Source organism: Enterococcus malodoratus ATCC 43197, assembly GCF_000407185.1.
GTDB classification, from domain to species: domain Bacteria; phylum Bacillota; class Bacilli; order Lactobacillales; family Enterococcaceae; genus Enterococcus_A; species Enterococcus_A malodoratus.
The window spans coordinates 570,727-595,113 of record NZ_KE136483.1; the positions used below are offsets into that span (position 1 = coordinate 570,727).

Consider the following 24,387-nt stretch of genomic DNA (forward strand, 5'->3'; position numbering starts at 1 on the left):
TTGTTTGACAGGATAAAATCAGCCTGATATAATCCTTTCATACACATGAGAAAGCGATGAAAAGAAAAGTACATCTGATTAAAGTACAAAGAGAGCTCCGGTACGCTGAAAAGGAGTTATGGCAATGAGATGGAAAATGGTCTTTGAGCGGGATAGACGAGATGGCAGAAAAGCATAGTCAAGTCTATCACGGGAGTGCCCGTTACAGCACCTCAGTATACGCAGCATTGCAAGTACTGGCAGAGGGTATGATCGCAAGGTCGTAACAAATTTTAGGTGGTAACACGGAAGTCAAAGCTTTCGTCCTAAGTGTACAGTTGTACATTTTATGGACGGAAGCTTTTTTTGTTTGAAAAAACTTCAGCTGTTACAGGTTTGTAAAAGAACCGATCAAGGAAGTTAGTCAGAAAGGGAGTAAGAAGCATGGCATTGATTGAGTTAAATCAAGTGGGGAAAAGTTTTGCCGGCAAAACGGGACCGATCCACGCAGTCAATGGAATCAACTTAGCAATCGAAGAAAAGGATGTCTATGGCATCGTCGGTTATTCAGGCGCAGGGAAGAGTACATTGGTTCGTTTATTAAATGGATTAGAGGCACCAACGAATGGACAGGTCCTTGTGAACGGAGAGGATGTTGCGAAGCTTCAAGGCGCGGCATTACGTACATTTCGTAAAAAAGTTGGAATGATCTTCCAACATTTCAATCTATTATGGTCACGGACAGTGATCGAAAATATTCAATTGCCATTGGAATTAGCAGGTGTGGCAAAAGAGCAGCGCCGCAAGAAGGCGGAAGAATTACTGCACTTAGTTGGTCTGGATGGCCGAGGGGATGCGTATCCTTCTCAATTATCCGGCGGACAAAAACAACGAGTCGGCATTGCACGGGCATTAGCGAATGATCCAGATATCCTGCTTTGTGATGAAGCGACCAGCGCGCTGGACCCGCAAACGACCGAGGAAGTTTTAGAGTTATTAGCAAATATCAATCAACAGCTTGGTTTGACGATCGTACTGATCACCCATGAGATGAATGTGATCCGCAAAATCTGCAACAAGGTCGCTGTGATGGAATTAGGAAAAATCGTGGAAGAAGGTTCTGTCCGCGAAGTCTTCCGCCATCCACAACAGGAAGTGACTAAGATTTTCGTTCAACAGGATCTCGAACCAAAAGCAGATCCTTCTGAATTATTGGAAGAGTTTGTTAAGGAGAATCCAACTGGAACATTGGCCACGTTGCATTTCTTGGAAAACAATGCCAATGAGCCAGTGGTCTCACAAGCGATTCGCAAATTCCCAGTCAACATCAGTATCGTATACGGCAATATTGAGCGGGCGACAGGCAGCTCGTTTGGAACTCTGACCGTTCAGTTGACCGGCGATCCGCGGGAAGTTGATCAGGCTATCAGCTTTATTGAAAGCCAACAAGTTGGAGTGGAGGTGCTGCACCGTGGATAAGAGTTTTTCAGAGACATACTTAAATTTTCAACAAGTAACTTGGGATACCTTGAAAGAGGCCATTAATGATACCTTGTTCATGACGATTATTTCAATGTTGATCGTATTTGTTTTAGGATTATTGCTGGGTCTGCTGCTCTATTCATTGGGACGCAAGCATTCCGCAGCCCGCAGCATTTTGTACGGATTAGTCTCCATTCTCAGCAACATCTTCCGATCAACACCATTTATGATCTTGATGGTTTTGATCATTCCGTTTACGAAAGCTTTAGTCGGAACGATGCTGGGAGCCAAAGCGGCGATTCCCGCCTTGGTATTATCAGCGGCACCGTTTTATGCGCGGCTGGTTGAAATCGCCTTTCGTGAAGTCGATTCAGGAGTATTGGAGGCAGCTGATTCAATGGGGGCCAGCTATTTCCAAACAATCTATAAAGTGTTGATTCCAGAAAGTTTGCCAGCATTGATTTCAGGTTTGACGGTTACCTCAGTTTCGATGATCGGTTTCACCGCAATGGCTGGTGCGATCGGAGCAGGTGGTCTTGGAGCCTTAGCTTGGCAAGAAGGCTATCAACGCGGCAATTACACCGTGACTTTAGTAGCCACAGTTATTATCTTGATCATTGTTTTCATCGTTCAAGGCGTCGGCGATTTCTTGACGAAACGTACAGACAAACGTTAGCAACAGAATATCTATTATTCTTAAAAATACATCCATTAAAATTATTTAGGGGGAACCATCAATGAAAAAGAAAATTTTAGGTTTTGCGGCAGTGGCATTATTAACAGTAGGATTGGCAGCTTGCGGAAGCAGCAGTTCAGGATCTTCTGACAGCAGCAGTAAAGAAAAAAGCGATACATTAGTGGTAGGCGCGTCACCAACACCTCATGCTGAGATCTTGGAGCACGTAAAACCATTGCTTGAAAAAGAAGGCGTGAAGCTGGAAATCAAAAAATTCGATGACTACGTATTGCCTAACAAAGCGTTAGCAGATAAAGATATCGATGCCAATTACTTCCAACACAAACCGTTCTTTGAAAAGGCAGTCAAAGAAAATGACTACAAATTTACCGATGCCGGTGCGATCCATATCGAACCAATGGGCTTATACTCTAAGAAAATCAAAGATGTTAAGGATTTAAAAGAAGGCGCGACAGTGATTACTTCAAGCTCTGAATCAGACTGGGGCCGTATCATCACAATCTTGCAAGACGCTGGCTTAGTTAAAGTCAAAGACGGTGTTGATTTAGAAACTGCGACATTTGATGACATTGCAGAAAATCCTAAGAAATTGAAATTCGAACATTCAATCGATCCAGCCTTGTTAGCAACGACTTATAACAATGACGAAGGCGATCTAGTAGCGATCAATGCCAACTTTGCTTATGGTGCTGGCTTGAATCCAGTCAAAGATGCTGTTCTGCTTGAAAAAGACACATCACCTTACGCGAACATCCTTGCCGTTCGTACAGCAGATAAAGACGATGCACGCATCAAGAAATTAGTTAAAGTATTACACGAAAAAGACGTTCAAGACTGGATCTTGAAAAAATGGGACGGTTCAGTAAAACCCGTTGATAAATAAATTTTAGCGTTTATCCTCAATACATTTGTATTGAGGATTTTTTTGTATGAAATCCTAAAAGGTTTACTAATTATGATCTGTATAGCTCATGATTAGTGAACTTTTTTAGTGATAAAAGAGTTTTAAACCGAAAATCAGTCAAAATATTGAACGGTTTGGATAGCGATGCTATAGTATCACCATAAACAGGAAAGCGCTATCCTAGTTGTGAAAGTAGGTTTTTAGAGTGAAGCTAATTGATTTAATGATGAACGATTTAGTTATATTTGATGAGTCAATACGTTCAAAAGAGGCACTGTTTGAAACACTTGGTCAATTACTTGAAGAAAAGCAACGGGTAACGAAAGCAAAGAAAGTAATCAAAGATTTATATCAAAGAGAAGCGGAGACTTCAACCGGAATAGAGGATGGTTTTGGAATCCCTCATGCACAAAGCAAAGCTGTTTTACAACCGACCATTTGTTTCGTACGCACAGGTAAAATTTCCGATTATGTCGGAATAGACGGTCAAATGATTGAATGGGTTTTTGCAATTTTAGTACCTAAAAAGACTTCAAATATCCATTTGGAAATATTGAGTAATTTGTCACGAAGATTAATGAATCAGACGTTTAGAAGTCAGTTGAAAGAAGCTGACAATGCGATAGAAGTATTGGAAATCATAAGCAAGGAGGAATCATCATGAAAATAATCGGAATCACCGCCTGTCCCACTGGGATCGCCCATACGTATATGTCTGCTGAAAAGCTGGAGGTAACGGCCAGAGATTTAGGTTATGAAGCCAAGTTCGAGACCCAAGGCGCAAGAACGGAAAATGTATTAACGGCTGAAGAAATCAAGTCGGCGGATGCGATCATTCTAGCTGTCGATAAGGATATTGATACCAGCCGCTTTGCTGGTCGGAAGATTAAACGTGTTTCGACTAGTAGAGCGATTAAAGAACCGGAGAAGGTAATTGAAGAAGCTCTGGCAAATGTAGGTACAATTGAAATTTCAGCAGATAAGAAAAATGATTCACAGGAACGTAAAAGCGGCATCTACAATCATTTTATGAACGGCGTCAATTATATGCTGCCATTTGTTATCGCAGGCGGGATTATTATCGCTTTAAGTTTTGCCTTCGGAATAACAGCATCTGATCCCAAATCAGATGATTACAATGCGCTTGCGGGAGCTCTATCAACGATTGGCGGCGGAACTGCTTTTGCAATGATGGTACCAGCATTAGGTGCAGGGATTGCTAGTTCGATTGCCGGAAAAGCCGGTTTTGCTCCAGGAATCGTTGCCGGACTGTTGGCAGCGAATGGTGGTTCAGGTTTCTTAGGCGGGATGATCGGGGGACTGTTAGCAGGATATTTGACTGATATTTTAGCCAATAAAGTCAATGTTAAGCAGCAACTTGCAGCAATTTATCAATTGATCGTCGTTCCATTGGTTTCCATTTTAATCATTGGGCTAGCGATGGTTTTCTTAATAGATAAGCCGATTGCTTGGGTATTGGATGCGCTGACTGGCTGGTTGAACGGCTTGGGGAATACTTCTGGGCTGATGTTTGGATTATTGATCGGTATTATGATGGCCGCTGATATGGGCGGACCGATAAACAAATCGATTTCGACTTTTTCAATCGGTTTAATGTCTGCGGGTGTCAATGCACCAATTGCTGCTTGTATGGCGGCAGGAATGACGCCGCCATTGGGCTTGGCCTTAGCAACGCTTCTATTTAAAAATAAATTTACTAAAGAAGAACGAACATCAGGACAATCTTGTTGGATCTTAGGGGCTTCCTACATTACTGAAGGGGCCATTCCGTTTGCAGTGGCAGACCCGATTCGAGTGATTCCTAGTTTGATGCTTGGCTCGGCTACCGCAGCGGGAATATCAATGGCAGCGGGCGTTACTTCCATGGCTCCTCATGGCGGTATCTGGGTGATGCTCATTCCAAATGTTATGAACAACTTGCCGATGTATCTCTTAGCGATCGTCGCAGGTACGTTAGTTACAGCAATAGCAGTTGGGTTGTTAAAAAAACCGATTACTGTTGAAGATAAAAAAATGATCAATGAGGTGGAAGCATAATGTTATATACAATGAAGGATTTATTGAAAGTCGCTAAAGAAAACAAATTTGCCGTACCAGCCTTCAACATTTGCAGTTACGATATGATGAAAGCCATTATGGAAGAAGTTGAAACACAAAACGCTCCGGTGATTTTAGAAATACATCCTGATGAGATCGCGTATTTAAATGACGAATTCGTGGCGGCGGCCAAGGAATATGCCCACAATAGCAAAGTTCCTGTCGTGATTCATATGGATCATGGCGGTTCGGTGAAAGATGTGATGCGAGCGATTCGTAATGGTTATACTTCTGTAATGATCGATGCTTCGACACAGAGTTATGAGGATAATATGAAGCTGACCAAAGAAGTCGTTACGTTAGCTCATGACGTGAATGTGTCCGTTGAAGCTGAGTTAGGCACAATCGGAAACAATGGTTCAGCAGAAGGCGGTTCAGCCAATATCATTTACACCGATCCAAACCAAGCAGAAGAATTTGTGAAGGAAACAGGTATCGATACACTTGCTGTAGCGATTGGGACAGCTCATGGACTGTATCCTAAAGATATGACGCCAAAATTAAATATCGAATTACTGAAAGAATTGAATGAGCGGCTCGACATCCCATTTGTATTACATGGCGGTTCGGGAAATCCAGATTCTGAAGTGAGCGAAGCAGTTAAATACGGGGTTGCAAAGGTCAATTTGAGCTCCGACCTCAAGAGTGTGTTCTTTGATGCTCTACGTGATATTCTAAATAAAAATCCCGAAATGTATGAGCCGGGAGATGTTTTTCCAGAGGCTAACAACAAGGTAAAAGAGGTTGTCAGACATAAGTTGAGTGTGCTAAATACGATCGGAAAAGCTGAGTTATATTAATGAAAAAAGGCAGAACTTTCAAATTCTTTGGAAGGGCTGTCTTCTTTTCCTTTAGAAAAGTTATAATTAGATAAAATGCAGAGGAAAGTAGGGGAAGAGATGCTAAGTGCGATTGAAGATCGGCAACAGCAGATTGTCAATTATTTAAAGGTCAATCAGTTTGCGACTGTCGCGGATTTGATTGATCTGGTTAATTATAGTGAAGCCACAGTCAAAAGAGATTTGGTTTTGCTTGAGGAAAATGGACTGATTCGGAGAACGCGCGGCGGCGCAATGATCATTGATAATAAAAAGATTGATGTACCATACTTGATGAAAGTCACTCGTTTGAATGAAGAGGACAATAAACAATATATTGCTGACGTCGCCGAAACGTTAGTAAAGGACGATATGGTTATCTTTTTAGATTCCAGTACAACGAGTTTGCACCTGATCAAGAATTTAAGCAAATTTGATGGGTTACAAGTGATTACGAATGGCGTCCTCACAGCGGCGATGTTGAGTGAGTTTACTACAGCTCATGTCTCGATATTAGGCGGTTCGATCGTTCCAAAACGAGCAACGATCAATGGCTCAAAGGCCTATAACGATATCCTAACCTATAATGCGGATATTGCGTTTATCGGCTGTCGCGGATTGGACTTCAATCATGGTGTTACCGAGACACATGAAGGCGAAGCGTTGATCAAAAAAGCCTTTCGCAGACAAGCCAATCATTTAGTCGTATTGGCTACGGAAGATAAGCTGGATCATAAATACATGTATCAGGCCATTGCTTGTCACGAGATCGATTACCTGATCACCGAAAATCCTGTGTCAGCTGAAAAAATGGCTAAGTTAAATCATCATCATATCAAATGTTTGTATTGAAGCTATCTGCGACGTTGGAGGGGTCGTTCCTTTCAACGTTTTTTTTGTCTATTTGAAAAACAAATATCCTAAGAATAGTTTTATTGCTAAACTAGAAGAGTAGAAAATAGACTGAACGAACGTAATGTTTTCCCAAAAAACGTCATTATATAGGAAGGAAGTTTTTATATGAAAGTAAAAGGAAGCTGTTTATGCGGAGCGGTAAAAATTAATATTCCTCAGATAGCAGAAGAAATTACCGTCTGTCATTGCCATATGTGTCAAAAGTTTTTCGGCGGGCCATTTTTGTCATTAGCGGGTGTTTTACCAAAAGATTTCTCTTTGCGCGGAGAAGAACAAATTCAACGCTTCATGTCTTCTGAATGGGCGGAGCGTGGTTCATGCAAGACCTGCGGCAGCAGTTTGTTCTATCATAGCTTGGCGGATGATGAATATTATTTTCCTGCGGGCTTGTTTGATGAGATCGACCAAGCAAAATTAGTAGGAGAAATATTTTATGATCAGAAGCCGGCGTTCTTCCATTATCAGGAAGCGACGGAAAAATTAACGGAAGAAGCCTTTTTACAAAAACTTTTTAATGATTCAGAGTAAGGCGGTACGACCGAACAAATTTATAATTATTCTAAATAAAGGGTTGTTTCTTAGAAGAAATTCGGTGAATCGGTTTGTATTCCATTCTCATTTAGATTAAAATATGTGAGAACGAGAAAAAATATTTGGAGGTACTTTCATGTCAGTTTTAGAAGTTAAAGACTTACACGTTGCCATTGAAGATAAAGAAATCCTAAAGGGCGTCAATTTAGTAATGAAGACGGGAGAAATACATGCCATCATGGGGCCGAACGGTACAGGTAAATCTACCTTGTCCGCAGCGATCATGGGTAACCCAAACTATGAAGTCACTAAAGGCGAAGTTCTTTTTGATGGTAAAAATATTTTAGACTTGGAAGTCGACGAACGTGCACGTCTAGGCCTGTTCCTAGCGATGCAATATCCAAGTGAAATTCCAGGGATCAGTAATGCAGAATTCATGCGTGCCGCAATCAACGCTCGTCGTGAAGAAGATGAAAAAATTTCTGTGATGCAATTCTTGAAAAAACTAGATAAGAAAATGGATCTATTGAACATGCCGGAAGAAATGGCTGAACGCTATTTGAATGAAGGCTTCTCAGGCGGGGAAAAGAAACGCAATGAAATCCTGCAATTATTAATGATCGAACCAACTTTCGCGATCTTAGATGAAATCGACTCAGGTCTAGATATCGACGCGTTGAAAGTCGTAGCAAAAGGGATCAATGAAATGCGCGGCGAAGGCTTCGGTGCCTTGATCATCACTCACTACCAACGTCTATTGAACTATATCGTTCCGGATGTGGTGCATATTATGATGGATGGTCGTGTAGTCTTGACTGGTGACGCAGAACTAGCGAAACGTTTAGAAGCTGAAGGCTACGCAGGGATTTCTGCTGAATTAGGTATCGATTACAAAGAAGAAGTTTAGGAGGGCAAGATAGATGAAAAAATGGACAGAATATCTTGAGGCCGTCAAAGCTTACTCATCCGAATGGGCCGAACCTCAATGGATGACTGATTTGCGTGTTAATGCGCTAAACAAGATCGACGAGCTGCCTTTACCTGTAATTGAAAAAGTAAAATTCGCTCGTTGGAATCTCTATAATGTAAAACCTGAACATCAAGAAGCAGCGGGAACGATTCCCAGCTTTGATCAAATGAAAGACAATCCGATGGTTGTGCAAGCTGGTGAAACAACGGTGTTCGAACAAATTTCACCAAAACTAGCTGACCAAGGCGTGATCTTCACAGACTTAGTCACAGCGATGCAAGAACATCCCGAACTAGTCAAAGAATATTACATGCAAAAAGCCGTACCGGTTGAAGAAAATTCATTGACGGCACTGCACGCGGCCTTCATGAACAACGGGGTCTTCTTATATGTACCAAAAAATGTCGTGATCGAAGAACCGCTTGAAAGTCTTTTCTTGCATAATGGCGATGACGATGCACATTTCTTCAAACACGTCTTAATCGTGGCGGAAGATAATAGTGAATTTTCATACTTGGAACGCTTTGAATCACACGGCGATGCGGCGAAGAAACTTTCTGGTAACGTGGTTGTCGAAGTGATCACCAAACCAGGTGCTCGTGTGAAATTCTCAGCGGTCGATTCATTAGGTGCGAACATCGCGACTTACATGAACCGCCGCGGCTACTTGATGCGTGACTCCATGATTGATTGGGCGATCGGTATCATGAACGACGGTAATGTGATCGCGGACTTTGATTCTGACTTAGTTGGCGAAGGTTCGCATTCAGAAGTGAAGATTGTGGCGATCAGCGATGGCAAACAAATTCAAGGAATCGATACCCGGGTAACCAATAAAGCCCCTCATACGATCGGACACATTTTGCAGCATGGTGTTATTCTTGAAAAATCAACCTTGACCTTCAACGGAATCGGGCATATCTTAAAAGGAGCGAAGGGGGCCGATGCACAACAAGAAAGTCGTGTATTGATGCTGTCTGAAAAATCGCGCGGAGATGCCAATCCGATTTTATTGATCGATGAAAACGAAGTAACTGCCGGACACGCGGCCAGTGTTGGCCGGGTCGATCCTGATGAACTCTTCTACTTGATGAGTCGCGGGTTAGAAAAAGCGGCAGCTGAACGTTTGGTTATCCGCGGATTCTTAGGGCCAGTGATTACGGCTATTCCAGTCAAAGCCACCCAAGAGCAATTGATCGCAACGATCGAAGGGAAGTTGAGTAAATAATGAGGGATTTTTCTACTATTAGAAAAGATTTTCCGATTCTTTTCCAAGAAGTAAATGATGAACCACTTGTTTATTTAGATAATGCGGCGACAACACAAAAACCGACGCAAGTCTTGGACGTGCTGCGCCATTACTATGAAAACGATAATGCCAACGTTCATCGCGGTGTGCATACGTTAGCTGAACGGGCGACCGAAGATTATGAAAATAGTCGCGAAAAAGTCCGTGCATTCATCAATGCCAAAGAAACGGCTGAGGTTCTTTTCACTCGCGGAACAACAACTGGGTTGAACTGGTTAGCCCGCAGCTATGGCGATGCTTTTATTAAGGAAGGCGACGAGATCGTGATTTCTTATATGGAACATCATTCCAATATCATTCCATGGCAACAGCTTGCCGAGCGCAAAGGCGCCACACTGCGTTACTTGCCATTAACGGATGAAGGCTTCATTGATATGACTGCCGCAAAAGAGATCATCAACGAAAAAACAGCGATCGTCTCATTGGCGTATGTCTCTAATGTCCTTGGGGTTATCAATCCGATTAAAGAATTCGCGGAAATGGCTCATGTCAATGATGCGGTAATGATCGTAGATGGTGCACAAGCAGCACCGCATATGGTGGTTGATGTTCAAGCATTGGATGCAGACTTCTTTGCCTTTAGCGGGCATAAGATGTGCGGACCAACAGGAATCGGTGTATTATATGGAAAACGTAAATGGCTAGAGCAGATGGAACCAGTCGAATTCGGCGGCGAGATGATCGATTTCGTGAATCTCTACGACAGTACATGGAAAGAATTGCCATGGAAATTCGAAGCCGGCACACCGAACATCGCAGGTGCGATTGCTTTGGGTGGCGCGATTGATTATTTGAACGATATCGGCATGGAGAACATTCACCGTTACGAACAAGAACTAGTTGCTTACGTTTTACCGAAACTGCATGAAATCGGCGGGATCACCACTTACGGACCGCAAGATCCGGAACATCATACTGGCGTGATCGCCTTCAATTTGGATGCGATCCATCCGCATGATGTGGCGACCGCTTTAGATATGGAGGGTGTCGCTGTGCGAGCAGGACATCATTGTGCACAACCATTAATGAATTATTTGAATCTGCCAGCAACGGCGCGGGCCAGCTTCTATTTCTACAATACGAAAGAAGACGCGGACCGTTTGATCGAAGCAATTCAGGCGACGAAGGAGTTTTTCAAAGATGGCGCTATCTAAATTAGACAATTTATATCGGCAAGTGATCTTGGATCATTCCTCTCATCCGCATCATCGGGGCAAGTTGAGTGATTCCACGCAAACGATCGAGATGAATAATCCGACCTGTGGTGACGTGATCGAACTTGAATTGATTGTCAAAGACGACATAATCACAGATATCGCGTTTTCCGGCAGCGGCTGTTCGATCTCAACAGCGAGTGCATCGATGATGACGGATGCAGTCGTCGGCAAACCAGTCTCTGAAGCAGAACATTTAGCAGTGATTTTTGCCCAAATGGTGCAAGGTAATGAGATCCCTGAAAAAGATGAAGAAGCCTTGGGAGACGCGGCGATGCTCAGCGGTGTCGCAAAATTCCCAGCCCGCATCAAATGCTCCACATTAGCATGGAAAGCATTAGGCAAAGCCTTGACCAACGAACAAGGCAAAGCACGCGAAGGGCAGTATCATAAAGATTAAAAATGTCCGTTGCGAATTTTACTGATTGCATACGGCATGAGAATCAAACTTATTTTTCTGAAAAGAAAAATAAATACATTAGTATGATTAAGGATGTCAGTTCTACTTTCTGCTTTAGCAGATTTAGTAGAATGATATACGGCATGAGAATCGGACTCATTTTTCACTCTTGAAAAATGAATACATTAAGATGAATAAGGAGCGGGATTACATGAGTGTACCTGAAATGCAAGAGGAATATCAATTTGGCTTCCACGATGACATCGAACCCGTCTTTACGACTGGCGAAGGTCTATCGGAAGAAGTCATTCGCGAAATCTCCCGCGCAAAAGGAGAACCAGAATGGATGTTGGATTTCCGTTTGAAGTCCCTAGAAACATTCAGAAAATTAGACATGCCCGGTTACGGACCAGATTTGGCCGAACTGGATTACGATAAAATCAACTACTTCATCCGTTCAAGCGACAAACCAGCCCGCGATTGGGAGGATGTACCAGAAGAAATCAAAACGACTTTTGAACGCTTAGGAATACCCGAAGCAGAACGGGCTTACTTAGCCGGTGCTTCTGCCCAATACGAATCAGAAGTGGTGTACCACAACATGAAAGACGAGTTTACCAAACTAGGAATCGTCTTTACTGATACCGACTCAGCGTTGAAAGAATATCCTGAATTATTTAAAGAATACTTTGGAACATTGGTGCCACCATCAGATAACAAATTGGCAGCACTGAATTCAGCTGCTTGGTCAGGCGGAACCTTCATCTATGTACCAAAAGGTGTACAAACGGAAATTCCGATCCAGTCTTACTTCCGAATCAACTCAGCGAATACGGGACAATTCGAACGTACGTTGATCATCGTAGACGAAGGCGCAAGTATCAACTATGTAGAAGGCTGTACAGCTCCAACGTATTCTTCTGATAGTTTGCATGCCGCAGTCGTAGAAGTTTTCGTTAAAAAAGACGGCTATTGCCGTTACACCACGATTCAAAACTGGTCAAACAACGTTTACAGTTTGGAAACGAAACGTGGGCAAGCCCAAGAAAACGCGACAATGGAATGGGTCGACGGAAACTTAGGTTCAAAAGTAACCATGAAATACCCAAGTGTTTACATGGAAGGCAAAGGCGCACGCGGTACAATGCTATCGATCGCTGTAGCCGGCAAAAACATCGTGCTAGATAACGGTGCCCGTATGATTCATAACGCACCAAACACATCCAGCTCGATCGTTTCAAAATCCATCGCTAAAGATGGCGGCGCGGTAGACTACCGCGGTACTGTACGCTTCGGACGGAACAGTGCTGGCTCATTCAGCCACATCGAATGTGATACGATCATCATGGATGATCAATCAAGTTCAGATACGATCCCGTACAATGAAATTTTGAATGGGAATGTTTCTTTAGAGCATGAAGCGAAAGTTTCAAAAATCTCTGAAGAACAACTCTACTATCTAATGAGTCGTGGTATCTCCGAACAAGAAGCGACTGAGATGATCGTTATGGGATTTGTGGAACCATTTACGAAGGAATTACCAATGGAATACGCTGTGGAATTGAACCGTCTGATTCAGTATGAGATGGAAGGGTCAGTGGGATAATAAATTTAAAGAGTACCAAAACATTGAAATAACAATGTTTTGGGCTCTTTTTTTGTTACGTGATTTAAGAGTAAATGCCAAATTAAATGCCATTTGTTAAAAATTAACATATTTTGCAAATCGTTCTCCTGTTTCTCTAACTTTTTCAGGAGTAACGTGAGTGTAAATATTCATAGTCGTTTTAACATCTTTATGCCCTAATCGCTCTTGAACTTCTTTGATACTTGCTCCAGATTCAAAAAGCAAACTAGCGTGGGTATGTCTAAAACCATGTAAAGTAATTTTAGGTAAGTCATACTTTTCAAGAATATTATATAACCAGTCATTTGGAGCTTGAGGATAATACAATTCATTGAATTTGTTTGTAAAAAGAAACTGAGTATCTTTGGATGTATTATAACCAAACTTAAAATACCATTCTTTTTGATTATATCGCCATTGTTCTATGATTTTAATGGTTTTAACATCAAGAGCGATAACTCTTTGAGAACTAATGGTTTTAGGCTCTTGAATGATGATTTGATTATGCTCGTCCATAGCAAGAGTTTTTCCAATAGTTAGTTTTTGATTGAAAATATCTATATCTTTCCACTGTAAAGCAAGAACTTCTGATTTTCTCATTCCTGTGAAAGCTAAAATACGGAAAAAAGTTAGAATTTTGGTGCTAGTACGACTAACTTGTTTAGTGTGACTCTCTAAATGCTCAAAAAACACCTCTAGTTGCTCTTTGGTGTAAAAGTTAGGGAATTCCTCCACTTCTTTTTTACGAGGCAGTACAGTCTTTCTCATAGGGTTAGAATCGATTAACTCCATTTGAACACCAAACTGAAGAACCTGACCAACTACTTTTCTAAAATAATGATACTGTTTGTACTGATCATGCCAAAGATTGACTATTTCTTGACAGTATCTAACAGTGATTTTATCCAACTTTAACTTGCCAAAGTGTTGTAATGCATAATTTTCTACAAATCGACGTGATGTAGCAACCGTTGAAGGCTTAACCTTTAGTCGATATTGTTTTAACCACAAATCGTAAAGTTCTGAAAAAGTTATTTTTTCTTGATTAGTTAATTCACGATTATTTTGTTCAAAATCTGTTTGTAGTTGTGCTAAGGCAATTTGAGCTTCTTTTTTGGTCTTAAAACCACTTCTAGTTGTTTTTACAGGTGTTCCTTTGACAGGATGAGTACCTAGATATGCTTGAAATTTCCAACGCTTATTACCGTTGTTTAGTGTGTATTGCTTAAATGAAGCCATGTAGTACCTCCTAGTTGTATTGTTTTTGAGGAGCTATTTCAAAAATCAATTTAGGAGTTAAAAATTATTTTTCCTCTAATGAATCAAAAATATGGTCAATACAGTTAATAATATTTTGGTACTCAGAATCTTTATCAAAATTACCCAAACTAATATAGTTGATGTGCTTCAGGAGGTGGGTAACATACGTATACATTTCAGGATTTCTTACGCTTAATAAACGACTTTCCATGAATATTTTTGAATCCCTATCTAATTTAATTCTATCTTCAGGAGAAAAATTAAACTTATCTAACTCATCTTCTACATCATCTAAAAATTTATACGGGCTAAGATGATAAGCATCTGTTTCATGTTGACGTTTTTCACCAGTTAAAAAGAATAAATAGTGGGTGTGAAGTAATTCAGCTATTCTTCGTAATTCTTCCATTGATGGAAATGTTACTTCATTTTCCCAAGAATCTATTGTATCAACAGTAGTTGAGGGAGACACATATCTTGCCATTTCTTCTTTAGATAAACTAACTACTTCTCTTTGTTTTCTTATGCGTTCTCCAATACCAAACTTTTCTTTTCCAAAAAGAAGATAATCTGTAGTAACCCCTCCTAGTGTTGCAATTTGTTCTAGTCTATCTTGATTAGGTAAATTAAATCCTTTTTCCCATTTCCTAACTAGTCCTTTGTCAGCAGGAGGATCAAGTAAAGAACCAAACTTTTCAAGTGATAGTTTTTTCCCAAAATGAGTCATTCTTATTTTATTAATTCTTTTACCTATTTGTATATTGTCAAATGAGTTCAAATAGACTCAACCTCCTTTTTAATTATAAGTATAAATGAATACGAAGCATATTGATAGCAAAAGTGTCAAAAAAGACCATATTTTATGTTGAACGTATTGACTAGTGGAATTATTGTTGATAATATAAAAGTGTCAATAAATGACATATTTTTTTGAGGAGCTACTCAGAAATTAATAAAGAAAGGAATGGTAAAAATGTCAGGATTTCAAGTTATGCTTAATGAAACTCAGACAAAAGAATTACAGAGGTATATTTTTGAATTAACGAATGAAGCGGTACAACAAGCGATTCATAATGCTGGAACAGACAAGGAATTTTTGAACCAAAAAGAAATGTCTAGTTGGGTTGGAGTTAGTTCAAATACGTTAAGGTCATACGTCGATGAAGGTATGCCAATGATTGTAATTGGAGGGAGGAATTTATATTCAAAAAAAGAAGTATCAAAATTTTTATTATCTAGACAAAAATAAAGACTTGATGTGTAATCTTGGCAGAAAACATCAAGTCTTATGAAATAGGAATTTAATCCAATTATTCTGTTCCTATTTTATCATAAATACTTGAGTAAATACAAAAGTATTTATCAATTGTATTTACCTAGAAAAGGAGATTGAAATGGAACAAAGAATTTTTACAAATTTCTCTAGTGGAAATTTTACTCAAATAAAAAATTCAGCAGCTAAAGATAAAAGTTTATCTTGGAAAGCAAGAGGCATATTAGTTTATTTGGCAAGTTTACCTTCAGATTGGAAAATTTATAAAAATGAAATAATGAAACACTCAACTGATAAGCGTGATAGTTTTAATAGTGGTTGGAACGAATTAAAAAAAGCTGGCTATATCAAAGGTGTTCAGATTAAAGAGAATGGAAAATTTAAAAGTTATATTTGGTATGTATGTGATGATAGAAGTTTTGAGATACCGGAAGTGGATTTTCCGGTATCTGGTAATCCGAACTCCGGAAAAACGCCATCTACAAATACTAATAATACAAATACTAATAATACAAATACTATTGATACAGAAATCGATACTAAAGAATTATTTTTAAAAGTATTTAATAGATTGTTTTTAACTAAACAGACTGTAAGTTTATTTTTGAATTTTGGAAATGAATTAGAATGTAAGGATTATTTAGATATTATTTTCAAGACCAAAGCAGTAGTGGAAAAAGAAATAAACAAGCAAAATAAAGGATACAAAATTACTGGTGAAACATGGTCAAAGGAAATTGAAAAAGAGGCATACAGGTTTATTTTTAAGAAGAAAGAAGGAGAGCATAAATCAAAAGAGATTCAGAATTTAAAAGGATATTGGTACACAACAATGAAAACCTTTTGGGAGAATGTTTTTGTAATGGAGAAGGAGTATGGAAGTAGTTATTTACATGAATTATTTTTAGAAGATAAATTAGAATTGGAAGATATTTTTTTTGAATCTAAAACTTATTTTTCTAATGAAAAGGAATGGCGTAAAAATAGAAAGGACTTTATTTACGAGGGTTCTAATGTAAAGTAAAAATTAACATTTTTGAGTTGAAATTACAAAAAGCATATAGCTAGATATTTTTAAGAAAGATTTCTAGCTATATTTTCTTATTATTAAAAGGGCAAGCAACGGGTTTGTCATGACAAACCCAAAAATCAGAGATTTTTTACTTGTTAGGTTACACCTAAAACCGCTGAAATATAGCTCAAATTTCAGATGAAATTTAAGTAATATTTTTGTCGTTTTACTCGAAAGGAGAATGGAAATGACTAAAAGAAAAAAGACGTATTTACAGATATCTTTAGAACCTAAAGAGAAAGAATATATTAAAGAAAAAACTAAACTATTTGGATACGCAACGATATCAGCATTCCTAATAGATTCCGCTAATTCTCATTTTATGTTGAATGTAGATATGTCTGTTTATAGGAAGTTATATAGAGAAGTAAACTACATTGGAAAAAATATAAATTCCATAGTTCGAAGAATAAATTCAGAAAAATTTTATAGTGATTTAGAAGTCGAACATCTGGAGAGAAGAATGGATGAAATTTATAGCTTGATGGAAAAGGAATATGATCGGTTAGAAAAAGTAGCTTTTCATTTTACAAGTAATGATTTAACAGAGGATGAGGTTGTAAAAATAATAAAGGCATATGAGGAAAACCATCTGCCTATCCCTAAATTTGTATTACTTCAAGATGTTTATCAGAATATACATGATTCGTTGGTTTTTATAACTGAAATGATTCGAGAATCTAAATATCAAGATGAAGAAATAGAAGAGTACCTTTGGATTTACTTAAATAATGATTTCATCAAGAATTTAAGTGATGAGAGACTAACAGAATTTTCTAATCGATTACTCAAATACTATGAAAATTTGAGACGAAAAAAACTTAATCTTGATTATCATTTTTCTGATGATGATTGGTTTGATTTAGTTGATATATTAGATGATTACGAGGAATAGGAAATAAAATAAGAGGGAAGGAGCTAGGATAAAGTGATCTATCTTAGCTTCTTCTCTCTTATTTTCATTATTACGAGCGATATTAAAGTGTAAGAATCGTATAAAAAAGGTAAAAGTAGTAGGAATACATTAGTATACATATATGTTTTATTTGAAATGTAACCTTGCTTTGTAATGTTATCAAGATAAACAAAGATGAGAGGAACAAGGAATACTAGAATACTAGTTACCAGATAGTTTTTAGATATTGCAAAACAAGTGTAGATAATAGAAGTAGCTAAATAAGTAAGAAAAATAGTTCCTATTTTTGAATTATAGGGATTTGATATTGGAAAAAAAGCAATAATTAAAGAAATAATAATCTTTGAAAAAACTACTTTAGAGTATCTTTTTTTCTCAAAAATTTTAATATCATTGTAAGTCATAATCTTCTCCTTTAAGTGGACTAGTATTAGTCCCATTGTAACATATTAATTCTCTAAGATTAATAAAAAAGGACTAATTTTAGTCCAGAAAGTGTGTTAATCTTGAGGGAAGAGAAAATTATAGATAATGATAATATAATTGGAAGTAATATAAGACGAATTCGCCTTGAAAAAGGTATAGGGCAGACTGAATTGGTTAAACAATTACAATTGATGGATATAGATATTACAAGGGAAACACTTGTTAAAATTGAAAGTGGAAAGCAACATATAAAGTTAGAACAACTTATAGGAATAAAAAAAGTTTTTAAAATTGAATTTGATTTAATTTTAAATTATATTTAAAACATTTTCGAAAACCGTAATTACTCAATTTTAGTTATAAAATTCAAAGGAGTGAAAAACTTGGAAGAAGTTAATGATATAGTGGATAAAATCAAGGCATGTAAAAAAAATTCTTTTTATTTTAAAGATATTGATATTGAAGATATCTCCAATTCTGAAGGGATTATTCTAATATTTGTAGAAAATGAGAAGGATATTAAGTTTGGAAAATGCTCCATTGAAGGAAAAGGTGTAGATACATTCTTATTGAATGAGTCTATGGAGCGAGCTAGTGATAATATTTTGTATATAAAATATGAAAAAAATATCAGATTTGCAGTAAAAAAATTTAAAAAAAATATATCAGACTCTTCAAGAAAACCTGAAATTATCTTTAATCAGATTGAAAATAAAGACATTATTAAAGTTGGTTTTATTGAATCCACTGAGGGAGAATATACATCAGGAATATTAATGGAAGCCTATTTGAAGACATTTAAAAGAAAACCTATCATGAATTTAGTTTTTAAATCAAATGATGCTACACCTTCTTGGAATGGTTTTAATTATCAAGGCTTTATAACGATTTTAAGAGTTTTGGAATTATTAAATGAATTTTCTGAAGAAGACATAAAAAATCATTCAGTTGAAATAGAAAAATACGAAGACTTTATCATTTATAAAAATAATAAACCAATAGAAATATTTCAGGTTAAAGCTTATGTAGCTGGAAAGAAATTGACTTCTTACATTGAAGCATGTGAAAAATTGATTAATCATAAAAAACAAATTGGTTCAAAAAGTGCAAAATGTTATTTGGCAACTGCATCTGAAATTTCTGACTGGTCTAAATCTGAATATGCAGAAAAAATTATTCTTTATGGATACAATGAAGATGATTTTATTGAAACTGGAGACATAGTCAAATATATAAAAAAAGAAATTAAAATTTTTTTAAAGTCCTTAGATAAAGATAAAGAGTACGATGATTTAGAGATTGATTTAGCCTTTGCAAATGTAAGCTATTTAGTTATTGAAAAAATAAATGAATTACATGAAAAACGTGGTAATAAAGAGGTTGGATACAAAATAGAGTTTGATAAATTTAGTGAAAAAATAAAAGAAGTTATTGACAACATAGAATTATTTAATATTTTTTTTACTAAAATGAAATTAGATGAGAAAGTTTTAAAGAACATTGAAAGAGAAATTTTGTCTTATTGCGAAGATTGCGAAAAACCAACCTGCGAATATTGTCCGTTGAAAGATTTAAGAGCAATATTTGATCCCATAGAACGTGAAATTTATGCAAAGGTTTTAGATCCCACTGTTGTAGAGGATGAAACACATGCTTTTATTACAGAAGTTTTTAGTGGAGCTCGAATAGTAGAACTGTTAGAACTGTTAGAAAACGTTGATACAGAATCATTATTTTCAGACCAAAAACATATTTATATAGCTAACAGTCACGAATTTGAAGATTATTGTGAAAAAATTATTCCTTCAGCAATAACCTTAAAAAGAAAACAATCACTCCCTAGAGTATTAAGTGGGATCAAGGAAAACAATGAGGTAAAAAAAATTTACGCCAATAGTTCCGTAATTGTAGATATGCAGGACGAAAAAGTTGGGTATAAAGAGCAAAAAGTTAATTTAATACCTGGCAGCCTTTTTGAGGATAAAAAAATAGAATCACAAAAAAGTATTTTCCCAGACATTAATTTTAATTTAATAAAAAGAGATATATTTATAGAAAGGAATAAAAAAATATGAATGATGGAAATTTTCTATTATCAGTAACAAAAAAATTTGGTTTAGAAGATGGAACATGGAAAGAGATATACTCAAATTTAGAAGAAGAAGTATTATTTAGTTCCTACCAACCTAAAGAAATTTCAAAAGAATATCTCTTCTTATGGAGTAACCAAGAACCAGAAGAGCAGTTAGAACAAGCTGATAGATTTATTGAAACATACTTAGAACATGAAGTTATTCCCCAAGATACTTATTTGATATTGTTTTCAAGAGTCCCAGATTTAACTACTGAAAGTTACAAAAAGATTATTAAAGTTGAAGAAAATGAGTTTTGTTATAAAAAATATGTTTGCTATTATACAGAAAATGAATTAAAAGAGCTTAGAAGTAAAAGTGAAGAGATTTTTAATATTGATGGTAATTTTTTCAAATCATATCCTGAATATAAAAAAGATATTTCTTTTACACTTTTATATAGAATGATAATAAAAATACCATTAATAAAAAGGGAGCGTCAATAATTTTGTGTAAATGGTTCTTCCCTACTGTAGATTGTTTCTAATTCTCCATCGGTTGACTCAGCATTTGTTCGAGCTCGCCTTCGGCCTGTTGGAAACCTTTATGACTGCGACCTAGGAATTTTTGGTTGTGAGTATCAAAAGACGAGACTAAGAAACGTTCCATCGACTCTTCATTTTGGAACTGTTCCTTGCGGTGGCTGTATTTCTTGATTTGCTTATTAAAGGATTCAATCAAGTTCGTAGAGTAAATAGTCTTGCGTATGGCTAATGGGAAATCATAGAAAGTGAGCAGGTAATCGTTCGAAAGGATCGATTCCACCATTTTTGGATAGCTGGTTTTCCATTTTTCCGCAAAAGCACCACGTGCTTCCAATGCCGCCTTTTTAGATGACGCTTGATACACCATTTTAAAATCATCACAGACTTCCTTACGATCATCGACACGCACTTTGTGACTGATATTACGGGAAACGTGCACACAGCAATGTTGAAAACGGGCTTTGGGGTAGAACCGCTGCACGGCCCCTGCCATCCCCTTTAAGCCATCCGTGATGAAAAGGAGGACGTTTTTCACGCCACGTTCCTGGAGGTCTATTAAAATCTCTTCCCAAATCGTGATAGATTCAGTTGGTGCAATCGCATAGCTCAACACTTCCTTTGAACCGTCCGGGCGAATGCCAACTGCGATATGAATGGCTTCCTTGGCGACGGTTTTCCGCTTTAAAGGGATATAGGTTGCGTCCATATAAATAGCGGCATAACGGTCATGAAGCTCACGTTCCTTAAATGAAGTGACTTCTTCCGTAAATGATTTAGTCATATTGGACATGGTTTGGGGCGTGTAGTGATGCCCATACATTTTCTCAATCAAGTCTGCGATTTCCGACATGGTAATACCTTTTCGGAAGAGGTGAATGACGGTCTCCTCTAAGGTATCATTCGTCCGTCTATAAGCAGGAACAGTCTGTTGCTTGAACTCGCCGTTGCGGTCGCGCGGAATCTGGAGATGAAGTTCCCCGTACTCGGTCTTGACCGTACGGTCATAGGAGCCGTTACGAGAATTACCCGTGTTAAAACCAATGCGATCGTACTTTTCGTAATCGAGGAAAGCCGTTAACTCCGTTTTGAGAAGCGTATTGACAGCTTTTTCCAAATGGACACGGAATAATTCATTCAAATCGCCTTTGTTCGCTAGAGTCTTTAGAATTTCTGTAGTAAAATCGTTCATATGGAAGCCCTCTTTTCTGTGAATGTGTTGTGGTAACTCTATTCTACAGAAGGGACTTCCTTTTTTCTATTTACACAAAATATTTTACACTCTCAATAAAAATGCGATTTGAAAAAAAAGAATTAGATGATTTTCATAATATATATACATCAGTAAGGAAACAAACAGATTCATTTTCGTTAAAAGAAATAACAGAAATGGAAGATATCATTTTTCCCAGTATAAAAAAAGATGGAGAAATCGAAAAAAATATAATAGATCTAGTTAATGATATCATAAAAGACGTTTATGGAGGTGATATAGATGGATATCTATCTTAATAAATTGGAAGTTAAGAACTTCAAAAGCTTTTCGTCAGAAAAGATAAAAGAGTTTTATTTTGAGAATAATGATGCTACTATATTAGACGGTCCTAATGGATACGGTAAATCTACTGTCTTTGATTCATTAGAGTTATTAATTACAGGAGATATAGTTCATTTTGAATCTAAGTTAAAAAATGGACACACCACATTCTTATCAATAATAGCGAACACAGACTCTGAACCTACTGAAATTACTGGATATTTTACTAAAGAAAATAAAGATTTTACAATTAAACGTATCTTTGATTGGAAGAATGGAAATAATAGTAAATTAAAGTATACTGATGACTCAGGTGTTACTGAAGATATAGATGATTTTAGAGTTTATGAATTGTTAAATATAAATAATAATTTCTTTAAAATTGGAATGTATATTTCACAAAATAATTCATTGCTATTTCTTCAAGAAAAATATGGTGAAAGAAAAAAAATTTTAACCAGTATTTTAGATATGAAAGAAATCGATGAAAGAATTGAATTTATAAAAAAATTGAAACTCTCTTTTTCTGAAAAGATAAATAATATTGAGAAAAAATTACAAGAACAGGAAGAGAAAATAGGGTCTGAGAACCGAAGATTAAAAGAAATAATTGGTAAAACTCAAATCGGTGATCAGCTAGTCGAGTATAAAAAAATATTTCCAGAAAAAGATTTTTTGTTTGATTTAAAAAATATTGATATAACTATTCCAATTGATAAATATAAGGAGCAATTAGAATCAATTAAAAAGTTAGTTGAGAATTATAACTTACTTATAGAGTCAAATAGAATTAAGGCAATTGATAAAATAAATAATATTTCAACGTTGTCATTAAAAGGTTTTTTTTATCGAGATAAACTTCAAGATTATTCAGAAAAAAAAGTATGGTGGAAGCAACTGTCAGATCTCAATAATTTTTTTGAAAAAAAAATAATATCATCAGAAATTGTTACTTATGAGATAATTAAAGATAAAGAAGTTAGTAAAGAAATAACAGAGTACCATATACTTTTGGATAAAAAAAATACATTAAGTAAAACTATTGTGGGGGATAAATCTGAGATAATTAGTTTGAATAAAAAAAGAATGGAATTGAAAGAGCAACAAAAACATCAACATATTATTGATATTGAACACTGCCCTTTTTGTGGAACATTTCTTCAAGACTTAGATAAAGCTTATAATGACTTAACGATTATTTTAGAATCATCGCTAGGCGATAAAGAAAAAGAGTTGAATCAGTACACAGTATCAATAGCAGAGTTGGAAAGTTCTATATTAAATAAAATCAATGATATATTAAAACCATGGGTAGAAGAATTAATATTATATCATGAGATCAAAAATTTAAAATCAATTACTGATGCAGAGCTTACTAGTATAGAAAAAGTAATTTCAAATTTTTCAGATGTATTTAAAGAAACAAAAAAGGAAGAGAATGATTTTACTTATTTATTAGAAAAGTTTCATTCGAAATTAGACGAATTAAAAGGTAATGAACAGGTATTACCTGATAATGAGTTATCTAAGTTAAACGAAATTCATAAGCAAGTTTTTGATAATAATAAACCAAATATTTCAGTAGAAGACTTAAATACGAAGTATTTATATATTCAAAGTAAATATAGAGATACATATGAAAATGAATTACAAAAAAATGAAGAAAAAAGTAAAAAAATAAAAGAAATTTTGAAAAAACACGAGCGTGCAACGGAGATTAATAAATTATTAGAATTGATTAGAGATTATAATAGTAAGGCGTACAAGAATTATCAGGAACAGTTTATAAAAAAAATCCAATTACCTCTATTTCTGATAAGCGGCCGAATTATTCAAAATTATCAACTTGGATTAGGTATCTATGCAGAGGTAAATGAGACACAAGTTGTTTTTAAAGTAAACCATGATAATAAAAAAATGAACACAGATATTTTTAATATATTAAGTATCGGACAGTTAAATGGTGTAATTATATCAATTCTACTAGCTATTCGGAAAATCTATTCTAAAGAAGACCAATTGAATTTGATTATGATTGATGATCCTTTACAGTCAATAGATGATGTTAGTGCTCATTCTTTTGCTGATATACTAGTAGAAGAATTTCCTAATACTCAAGTGTTACTATCAACACATGAAGAAGATAAGAGTAGATTAATTCAATATAAATACCAACAGGGTAAAAAGACTACTAACAATTATAATATGCAGTTAGAATATTTAAAGGATTAAAAGTGTATTGTTAAAACATTAATTTCTGAAATAGCTCCTCAAAAAAATAATGCCAAATTAAATGCCATTTAGTTTAGTTTAGTTGAATATTAT

Annotated in this window: 23 protein-coding genes and 1 other annotated feature; of the genes, 20 read left to right on the top strand and 3 right to left on the bottom strand. The window is 36.4% G+C overall.

Features of this window, described 5'->3' with window-relative positions:
* Positions 1 to 47: 47 nt before the first annotated feature.
* Positions 48 to 311, top strand: a binding site (T-box leader).
* 112 nt (positions 312 to 423) lie between these two features.
* From I585_RS18145 to sufB, 13 genes are all read left to right on the top strand, one after another.
* Positions 424 to 1,458 carry a methionine ABC transporter ATP-binding protein gene (locus I585_RS18145; RefSeq protein WP_010740575.1) on the top strand — a complete coding sequence of 345 codons (1,035 nt, stop codon included), beginning with the start codon at positions 424 to 426 and terminating at the stop codon, positions 1,456 to 1,458.
* Positions 1,451 to 2,137 carry a methionine ABC transporter permease gene (locus tag I585_RS18150; RefSeq protein WP_010740574.1) on the top strand — a complete coding sequence of 229 codons (687 nt, stop codon included), beginning with the start codon at positions 1,451 to 1,453 and terminating at the stop codon, positions 2,135 to 2,137. The genes I585_RS18145 and I585_RS18150 overlap by 8 nt, the downstream gene beginning before the upstream one ends.
* A 61-nt stretch (positions 2,138 to 2,198) precedes the next feature.
* Positions 2,199 to 3,041, top strand: a complete 843-nt coding sequence (locus I585_RS18155) for a MetQ/NlpA family ABC transporter substrate-binding protein (protein WP_010740573.1) — start codon at positions 2,199 to 2,201, stop codon at positions 3,039 to 3,041.
* Positions 3,042 to 3,267: 226 nt separating this feature from the next.
* Entirely contained in the window at positions 3,268 to 3,726 is a 459-nt protein-coding gene (locus tag I585_RS18160; RefSeq protein ID WP_010740572.1) for a PTS sugar transporter subunit IIA, read from the top strand.
* Positions 3,723 to 5,120 (top strand): PTS fructose transporter subunit IIC, encoded by a 1,398-nt coding sequence (locus I585_RS18165; protein WP_010740571.1) that lies wholly within the window; start codon positions 3,723 to 3,725, stop codon positions 5,118 to 5,120. Before I585_RS18160 ends, I585_RS18165 begins: the two co-directional genes overlap by 4 nt.
* Entirely contained in the window at positions 5,120 to 5,980 is an 861-nt protein-coding gene (locus I585_RS18170; protein ID WP_010740570.1) for a ketose-bisphosphate aldolase, read from the top strand. Before I585_RS18165 ends, I585_RS18170 begins: the two co-directional genes overlap by 1 nt.
* Positions 5,981 to 6,079: 99 nt before the next feature.
* A complete protein-coding gene (locus I585_RS18175) occupies positions 6,080 to 6,850 on the top strand; it encodes a DeoR/GlpR family DNA-binding transcription regulator (RefSeq protein WP_010740569.1) in 771 nt (256 codons plus the stop codon).
* Between the two features lie 168 nt (positions 6,851 to 7,018).
* On the top strand, positions 7,019 to 7,441 hold the full coding sequence (locus tag I585_RS18180) for a GFA family protein (protein WP_010740568.1): 423 nt from the start codon (positions 7,019 to 7,021) through the stop codon (positions 7,439 to 7,441).
* A gap of 139 nt (positions 7,442 to 7,580) precedes the next feature.
* Complete coding sequence (sufC, locus tag I585_RS18185) at positions 7,581 to 8,351, top strand: Fe-S cluster assembly ATPase SufC (RefSeq protein ID WP_010740567.1); 771 nt, start codon at positions 7,581 to 7,583, stop codon at positions 8,349 to 8,351.
* A 13-nt stretch (positions 8,352 to 8,364) separates the two neighbouring features.
* Positions 8,365 to 9,642 carry a Fe-S cluster assembly protein SufD gene (sufD, locus tag I585_RS18190; RefSeq protein WP_010740566.1) on the top strand — a complete coding sequence of 426 codons (1,278 nt, stop codon included), beginning with the start codon at positions 8,365 to 8,367 and terminating at the stop codon, positions 9,640 to 9,642.
* Positions 9,642 to 10,877, top strand: a complete 1,236-nt coding sequence (locus I585_RS18195) for a cysteine desulfurase (RefSeq protein WP_010740565.1) — start codon at positions 9,642 to 9,644, stop codon at positions 10,875 to 10,877. The genes sufD and I585_RS18195 overlap by 1 nt, the downstream gene beginning before the upstream one ends.
* Positions 10,864 to 11,337: a Fe-S cluster assembly sulfur transfer protein SufU gene (gene sufU, locus I585_RS18200; protein WP_010740564.1), complete on the top strand. Its 474-nt coding sequence runs from the start codon at positions 10,864 to 10,866 to the stop codon at positions 11,335 to 11,337. Before I585_RS18195 ends, sufU begins: the two co-directional genes overlap by 14 nt.
* A 211-nt stretch (positions 11,338 to 11,548) precedes the next feature.
* The gene (gene sufB, locus I585_RS18205) at positions 11,549 to 12,943 is read left to right on the top strand and encodes a Fe-S cluster assembly protein SufB (RefSeq protein ID WP_010740563.1); all 1,395 of its coding nucleotides are present in this window, start codon (positions 11,549 to 11,551) and stop codon (positions 12,941 to 12,943) included.
* A 96-nt stretch (positions 12,944 to 13,039) separates the two neighbouring features.
* Here sufB and I585_RS18210 read toward each other — a convergent pair whose 3' ends face one another.
* Positions 13,040 to 14,203 carry a site-specific integrase gene (locus tag I585_RS18210; protein ID WP_010740562.1) on the bottom strand — a complete coding sequence of 388 codons (1,164 nt, stop codon included), beginning with the start codon at positions 14,201 to 14,203 and terminating at the stop codon, positions 13,040 to 13,042.
* A 64-nt stretch (positions 14,204 to 14,267) separates the two neighbouring features.
* Positions 14,268 to 15,002 (bottom strand): helix-turn-helix domain-containing protein, encoded by a 735-nt coding sequence (locus I585_RS18215; RefSeq protein ID WP_010740561.1) that lies wholly within the window; start codon positions 15,000 to 15,002, stop codon positions 14,268 to 14,270.
* Between the two features lie 195 nt (positions 15,003 to 15,197).
* Between I585_RS18215 and I585_RS18220 the strand changes: the two genes are divergently transcribed.
* The 6 genes from I585_RS18220 to I585_RS22760 all read left to right on the top strand — a co-directional run bounded on the left by I585_RS18220 (position 15,198) and on the right by I585_RS22760 (position 20,489).
* On the top strand, positions 15,198 to 15,473 hold the full coding sequence (locus tag I585_RS18220) for a MerR family transcriptional regulator (RefSeq protein ID WP_010740560.1): 276 nt from the start codon (positions 15,198 to 15,200) through the stop codon (positions 15,471 to 15,473).
* A gap of 145 nt (positions 15,474 to 15,618) precedes the next feature.
* Positions 15,619 to 16,521 carry a hypothetical protein gene (locus tag I585_RS22755; protein ID WP_010740559.1) on the top strand — a complete coding sequence of 301 codons (903 nt, stop codon included), beginning with the start codon at positions 15,619 to 15,621 and terminating at the stop codon, positions 16,519 to 16,521.
* A gap of 235 nt (positions 16,522 to 16,756) precedes the next feature.
* Positions 16,757 to 17,464, top strand: a complete 708-nt coding sequence (locus I585_RS18235) for a hypothetical protein (protein ID WP_010740558.1) — start codon at positions 16,757 to 16,759, stop codon at positions 17,462 to 17,464.
* A gap of 518 nt (positions 17,465 to 17,982) precedes the next feature.
* Complete coding sequence (locus tag I585_RS18245; RefSeq protein WP_034709405.1) at positions 17,983 to 18,234, top strand: helix-turn-helix domain-containing protein; 252 nt, start codon at positions 17,983 to 17,985, stop codon at positions 18,232 to 18,234.
* Between the two features lie 60 nt (positions 18,235 to 18,294).
* Positions 18,295 to 19,986 carry a hypothetical protein gene (locus I585_RS18250; protein WP_010740556.1) on the top strand — a complete coding sequence of 564 codons (1,692 nt, stop codon included), beginning with the start codon at positions 18,295 to 18,297 and terminating at the stop codon, positions 19,984 to 19,986.
* Entirely contained in the window at positions 19,983 to 20,489 is a 507-nt protein-coding gene (locus tag I585_RS22760) for an ABC-three component system middle component 1 (protein ID WP_010740555.1), read from the top strand. The genes I585_RS18250 and I585_RS22760 overlap by 4 nt, the downstream gene beginning before the upstream one ends.
* A 37-nt stretch (positions 20,490 to 20,526) precedes the next feature.
* On the opposite strand, the gene I585_RS18260 is transcribed toward I585_RS22760, so the two are convergent.
* On the bottom strand, positions 20,527 to 21,717 hold the full coding sequence (locus I585_RS18260) for an IS256 family transposase (protein WP_010739124.1): 1,191 nt from the start codon (positions 21,715 to 21,717) through the stop codon (positions 20,527 to 20,529).
* 303 nt (positions 21,718 to 22,020) lie between these two features.
* On the opposite strand from I585_RS18260, the gene I585_RS18270 reads away from it, so the two are divergent.
* Positions 22,021 to 24,294: an AAA family ATPase gene (locus I585_RS18270; RefSeq protein WP_016249956.1), complete on the top strand. Its 2,274-nt coding sequence runs from the start codon at positions 22,021 to 22,023 to the stop codon at positions 24,292 to 24,294.
* Positions 24,295 to 24,387 lie beyond the last annotated feature (93 nt).

Excerpts from the sequence above, each read along its gene's own strand:
- I585_RS18145 (WP_010740575.1), top strand. The coding sequence starts at position 424 with ATGGCATTGATTGAGTTAAATCAAGTGGGGAAAAGTTTTGCCGGCAAA.
- I585_RS18155 (WP_010740573.1), top strand. The coding sequence starts at position 2,199 with ATGAAAAAGAAAATTTTAGGTTTTGCGGCAGTGGCATTATTAACAGTA.
- I585_RS18165 (WP_010740571.1), top strand. The coding sequence starts at position 3,723 with ATGAAAATAATCGGAATCACCGCCTGTCCCACTGGGATCGCCCATACG.
- I585_RS18170 (WP_010740570.1), top strand. The coding sequence starts at position 5,120 with ATGTTATATACAATGAAGGATTTATTGAAAGTCGCTAAAGAAAACAAA.
- I585_RS18175 (WP_010740569.1), top strand. The coding sequence starts at position 6,080 with ATGCTAAGTGCGATTGAAGATCGGCAACAGCAGATTGTCAATTATTTA.
- I585_RS18180 (WP_010740568.1), top strand. The coding sequence starts at position 7,019 with ATGAAAGTAAAAGGAAGCTGTTTATGCGGAGCGGTAAAAATTAATATT.
- sufC (WP_010740567.1), top strand. The coding sequence starts at position 7,581 with ATGTCAGTTTTAGAAGTTAAAGACTTACACGTTGCCATTGAAGATAAA.
- sufD (WP_010740566.1), top strand. The coding sequence starts at position 8,365 with ATGAAAAAATGGACAGAATATCTTGAGGCCGTCAAAGCTTACTCATCC.
- I585_RS18195 (WP_010740565.1), top strand. The coding sequence starts at position 9,642 with ATGAGGGATTTTTCTACTATTAGAAAAGATTTTCCGATTCTTTTCCAA.
- sufU (WP_010740564.1), top strand. The coding sequence starts at position 10,864 with ATGGCGCTATCTAAATTAGACAATTTATATCGGCAAGTGATCTTGGAT.
- sufB (WP_010740563.1), top strand. The coding sequence starts at position 11,549 with ATGAGTGTACCTGAAATGCAAGAGGAATATCAATTTGGCTTCCACGAT.
- I585_RS18210 (WP_010740562.1), bottom strand. The coding sequence starts at position 14,203 with ATGGCTTCATTTAAGCAATACACACTAAACAACGGTAATAAGCGTTGG.
- I585_RS18220 (WP_010740560.1), top strand. The coding sequence starts at position 15,198 with ATGTCAGGATTTCAAGTTATGCTTAATGAAACTCAGACAAAAGAATTA.
- I585_RS22755 (WP_010740559.1), top strand. The coding sequence starts at position 15,619 with ATGGAACAAAGAATTTTTACAAATTTCTCTAGTGGAAATTTTACTCAA.
- I585_RS18235 (WP_010740558.1), top strand. The coding sequence starts at position 16,757 with ATGACTAAAAGAAAAAAGACGTATTTACAGATATCTTTAGAACCTAAA.
- I585_RS22760 (WP_010740555.1), top strand. The coding sequence starts at position 19,983 with ATGAATGATGGAAATTTTCTATTATCAGTAACAAAAAAATTTGGTTTA.
- I585_RS18260 (WP_010739124.1), bottom strand. The coding sequence starts at position 21,717 with ATGAACGATTTTACTACAGAAATTCTAAAGACTCTAGCGAACAAAGGC.
- I585_RS18270 (WP_016249956.1), top strand. The coding sequence starts at position 22,021 with ATGGATATCTATCTTAATAAATTGGAAGTTAAGAACTTCAAAAGCTTT.